Source organism: Mesorhizobium sp. M2A.F.Ca.ET.042.01.1.1, assembly GCF_003997405.1.
GTDB lineage: Bacteria > Pseudomonadota > Alphaproteobacteria > Rhizobiales > Rhizobiaceae > Mesorhizobium.
The window spans coordinates 1-1,128 of record NZ_RZRX01000580.1 but is presented as its reverse complement, the minus strand read 5'-3'; the positions used below and the strand labels follow the sequence as shown (position 1 = coordinate 1,128).

Annotated in this window: 1 protein-coding gene; it reads right to left on the bottom strand. The window is 63.7% G+C overall.

What is annotated here, in order from left to right; genetic code table 11:
- Positions 1-603 (bottom strand): ATP-binding cassette domain-containing protein (locus tag EOA23_RS34975; protein ID WP_145966618.1); only part of this gene is annotated, 603 nt, incomplete at its 3' end.
- Positions 604-1,128 lie beyond the last annotated feature (525 nt).

The window sequence follows — 1,128 nt, the reverse complement described above, 5'->3', positions numbered from 1 at the left end:
CGGCGAGGCTTCGGGACGCAGGAACAGCGTGCGGTTGGTGGTGGCGTCGAGGAAAGCGCGATCGTGGCTGGCGATAATCACAGGCACCTCGCGCGGCAGCCCGTTCAGCCAGTCCTCCAGCTGGCTGATCCTGGCGAGGTCGAGATGATTGGTCGGTTCGTCGAGCAGGAGCACGTCCGGATCGGTGACCCAGACGCGGGCGATCAGCGCCAGCCGCTGCCAGCCGCCGCTCAACGCGCGCATCGGCCGGCTGCGCATGTCTTCCGGCACGTCGAGCGAGTCGAGAACCACGTCGACGCGCCACAACTCGCTGTCGCGCTGCTCGGCCGGCAAGGCGTCGACGACGACGTCATGGAAGCTGCGGCCGAGCAGCGCGTCGGGAACGGATTGCTCGACATGGCCGACGCGCAGGCCGCGCGACCAGGTGAGATCGCCGGTGGTGGGCTCGAGCTTGCCGGCCAGGCATTTGAGAAGCGTGGATTTGCCACGGCCATTGGCCGCGACGATGCCCAACCGGTCGCCGGCGCCGATGGTGAGGTCGAGGTTGGAGAAGAGCGGCGCACTCATGGTGACGCCGAGGGATTTGAGGCTGATCAAGGCCATTCGATTTCTCTGGTCTTGCCGACACTTTGTTGGAGCATGATCTTTCCCGAAAACCGGTTCCCACTTTTCGGGATCATGCTCTAGCGGCTCAATGCACTTTGACGGTGCGCCGGCTGATCAACGGATCAGCTTAGCGGCACCACGAAGGGCAGACCAAAAATCGAAACGGGAAAAACCCGGACCGTCCGGTCAGCCCTGCAAGCAAGCTCGCAGGGCGCAAATCGGGCCACGCTGACGATGGTGATCGATAAACACGCAGCCCCCCTTTCCAGAGTTCGAGTTGGGAGATTGGGTACACCGGGGGAGGGCAGGAGGCAAGAGGGCGGTGGAGTGCTTACCTTCTCCCCTTGTGGGAGAAGGTGTCGCCGAAGGCGACGGATGAGGGGTGCTCCAGGGAAAGCGAACGTCTCACTCGGCTGGAGCACCCCTCATCCGTCTCGGCGCTGCGCGCCGATCCACCTTCTCCCACAAGGGAGAAGGAAAAATCGCTGCTACTCCCTTGCAATGATCTCCTGGCCGTCGATG